2 protein-coding genes and 1 pseudogene are annotated in these 3,142 nt (G+C 38.6%); all 3 read left to right on the top strand.

The features are described from left to right. A pseudogene (locus tag WBM49_RS11905) lies at nucleotides 1-224 on the top strand (aminotransferase class V-fold PLP-dependent enzyme); the annotation flags it as partial. 96 nt (nucleotides 225-320) lie between these two features. Further along, nucleotides 321-1,061 carry a DUF6090 family protein gene (locus tag WBM49_RS11900; RefSeq protein WP_424372274.1) on the top strand — a complete coding sequence of 247 codons (741 nt, stop codon included), beginning with the start codon at nucleotides 321-323 and terminating at the stop codon, nucleotides 1,059-1,061. A gap of 185 nt (nucleotides 1,062-1,246) precedes the next feature. After that, on the top strand, nucleotides 1,247-3,142 hold a 1,896-nt coding region (locus WBM49_RS11895), incomplete at its 3' end, for an adenylate/guanylate cyclase domain-containing protein (protein ID WP_424372273.1).

Genomic DNA, 3,142 nt, shown 5'->3' with positions numbered 1-3,142 from the left:
GCCCAACAGTTTCCATCATACCTTTGAAGAAAAGTGTTAAAGTAGTATACACAAGCTTACTCCGGCATATGTTGATGCTGGGCATGGGCGATTTCTATGCGGTTCGCCCACTGAAGGATATGGAGATCCCCAGAATACCTGGCGTAATACGCATCTCATTTTTACACTATACAACTAAGGCAGAGGTAGATCAATTGATTGAGGGGTTGAAGGAATCATTGTAATATCCAGGCCGGTCTGTACAGTGTATTCAGGAATTAATTCTAGCTGAGGACCAATAAATTGCTATCTTAGAAAGAACAACCAACCACTGCTCTTCCATGATACATTACTTTAGACGCATTCGCGAGCAGCTCATTAGTCAAAACAAGGTGACAAAATACCTTCTGTATGCTATGGGGGAGATTGTCTTGGTAGTTATTGGAATCCTGATAGCGCTTCAAATTAACAATTGGAATGAGGAACGTAAAAACAGAGAGAAAGAAAAATACTATTTAAACAGCATAAAATCGAGTATCCTATTGTCCCAAAAGGAGCTGAACCGGGTTATCGATGATGCAAAACTCATTTCCTCTTGTGCTGATACTTTGCTTCTGCTTCTTGCTTATAAAAATTTCGCACCTTTAAAAGGGCGATTTTTAGATTCATTGATGTTCACTGCCAGTGATTACAGTTTAATCTCTCTCAATGATGGTGGTATACAGGAACTGATGAATACAGGTTCTTTGGGCCTTATACAGGAAGAACGGATTCGTATGCACCTCGCCTCCTGGAATGAACGGATGCATCAGATTAGAAAATTTGAGTCAGAAACAGAATACCTTGCCCTGCAATATCAGGACTACCTCAATAATTTTATAGATTCCAGGAAGTACATTACGGATTCCCTAGGGGAAGCTATTATTCCATCTAAAAGACAAGCGTTTTTAAATGATCCACTTCTGGCTAATTATTTAGATCGGATAAGTATAATACACTACAACATGCATAAAAAGTACATCCTTGAAAAAGCGCAACTGGATTCTTTAAATAGCTTAATTAACGAATACCTGCTTCAATGATCAATTTCTTCAGAAAGATTCGTAAAAAGCTCACTGATGATACTGTGCCGGAAGCAAGTGTTGAATCAGATTAGGGAATTTTTGATTGGTAGTCATCCCGGAGAGAAAAACTATCTAGTACTTATGATCTTAATTTTTGAAATGATTTAAAGCGTTGTTTCAATAATACACTTATATTCATACACATGTCACAATCCCGCCAACTTGCTGCTATTATGTTTACCGATATTGTTGGGTATACGGCCTTAATGGGTAAGGATGAACAAAATGCCTTCAGGCTGCTACAACAGAATAGAAAACTGCAAAAGCCAATCATTGAAGAATTCAATGGTCGATGGATAAAAGAACTCGGCGATGGGGTCATGGCAAGTTTTAATACCGTTTCGGATGCGGTAAACGCGGCAATTAAGATTCAGGAGGCTTGTAATTCAGCCATGGATTTTCAATTGCGCATCGGGATACATCAGGGCGAAGTGTTATTTGAAAATGATGATGTGTTTGGGGATGCCGTCAACATTGCCGCGCGCATTCAGGGGGCTGCACAACCCGGATGTATTTTTATTTCAGAAACAGTACAACACAATGTTACCAACAAAAATGAATTTAAGTCGCAATTCGTTAAAGAAATGCTTTTAAAGAATGTACCTCAACCAATGAGGATGTACCAGGTATTATTTGCGGGTAGTGAAATCATTGAAGTAGAAAAATTATCAGAGCCCGAAATTGAAAAAAGCATTGCAGTATTACCTTTCGTAAACATGAGTAGTGATCCGGAACAGGAATATTTCAGTGACGGAATTAGTGAGGAGATCATCAACATGCTGGCTCAGGTTCCAGATTTAAAAGTGATAGCCAGAACCTCTTCCTTTTCTTTTAAGGGAAAGAATCAGGATGTAAGGTTTATAGGGGGAGAACTAAAAGTAAGTCATATTCTGGAAGGGAGTGTGAGGAAATCAGGAAATAAATTGCGTATCACCGCACAACTCATTAATGTGGCAGATGGTACACATATCTATTCCGAAAAATTTGATAGAGAACTGAAAGACATTTTTGAGATCCAGGATGAGATTTCTGAGGAAATCCTTGATGCCATTAAAATAAAATTATTTGGTTCGGAAATAAAAGCGGTCTTCAAAAAATATACAGACAATTTGGAAGCCTACCAACTCTACCTCAAAGGCAAATTTCATTACAATAAATACACTCGAGAAGGTTTTCTAAAAGCCATTGATTATTTTACCCAGGCTATTGCCTTGGATGCTAATTACGCCATTGCGTATGCGGGCATCTCTTACTGTTATCACACCTTGTCTTTTTGGAATTGGATCCCGGCTAAACAAGCCATGCCCCTCTCATTACAAGCCGGTAAAAAATCTATTGAATTAGATGACCAGATTGCAGAAAGCCTCATTAATTTGGGGCGTAAAAAATTACACTATGACTGGAATGCAAGGGATGCGCGAGTTGAACTAAAAAAAGCCCTTGCTATAAACCCAAACCTTCCCGAGGTGTATATACAGTTAGGCTTTTGCGCAGTCTTATCAGGTGATAACGAGCAAGCCATGGCCTTTGCCGAAAAAGCAATTGAGTTGGATCCGTTTTCAATAATGAATCTATGGATGGCTACTATAATTCCTACATTAATATCCGCATATGCAGAGAAAGCATTAGAGCTTTCTAAACAGCTTATCGAATTGAATTCTGATTTTTTTGGAGGCCACCTGTTTGCAGGAATGGCTTATTTGAAATTGGGTAAATTTGAAGAAGCACTATATGAAGTTCAAGTAGCGGTGAATCTGGAAAATATACCTTATACCTTATCGTCCCTGGGAACTCTTTATGGCGTAATGGGAGATACAGACAAGGCGAGAGAAACAATTGAAGAGATTAAAAATATTGAGAACATTGAAGAATTAGAATCTAATTCGTTTCTCGGTGATGTTTATTTGATAATTGGAGAATGGGAGTTGGCATTTGAGTATTTTGACAAAGGTATTGCAAACCGTGAAGGCCATATGATTTGGAAAAAATGGCTCTTTGGTCTTGTCCCTAATTTGATGGAGGATCCCAGGGCTATTGAC

Origin of the sequence: Muriicola sp. (assembly GCF_049669965.1) — a bacterium.
Classification (GTDB): Bacteria; Bacteroidota; Bacteroidia; order Flavobacteriales; family Flavobacteriaceae; genus Muriicola.
The sequence above is the reverse complement of the archived record's forward strand: the minus strand, read 5'-3'. Positions and strand labels throughout refer to the sequence as shown.

What these genes read in the sequence shown, in the direction of transcription:
- WBM49_RS11900 (WP_424372274.1), top strand. Translation starts at nt 321, where the DNA reads ATGATACATTACTTTAGACGCATTCGCGAGCAGCTCATTAGTCAAAAC.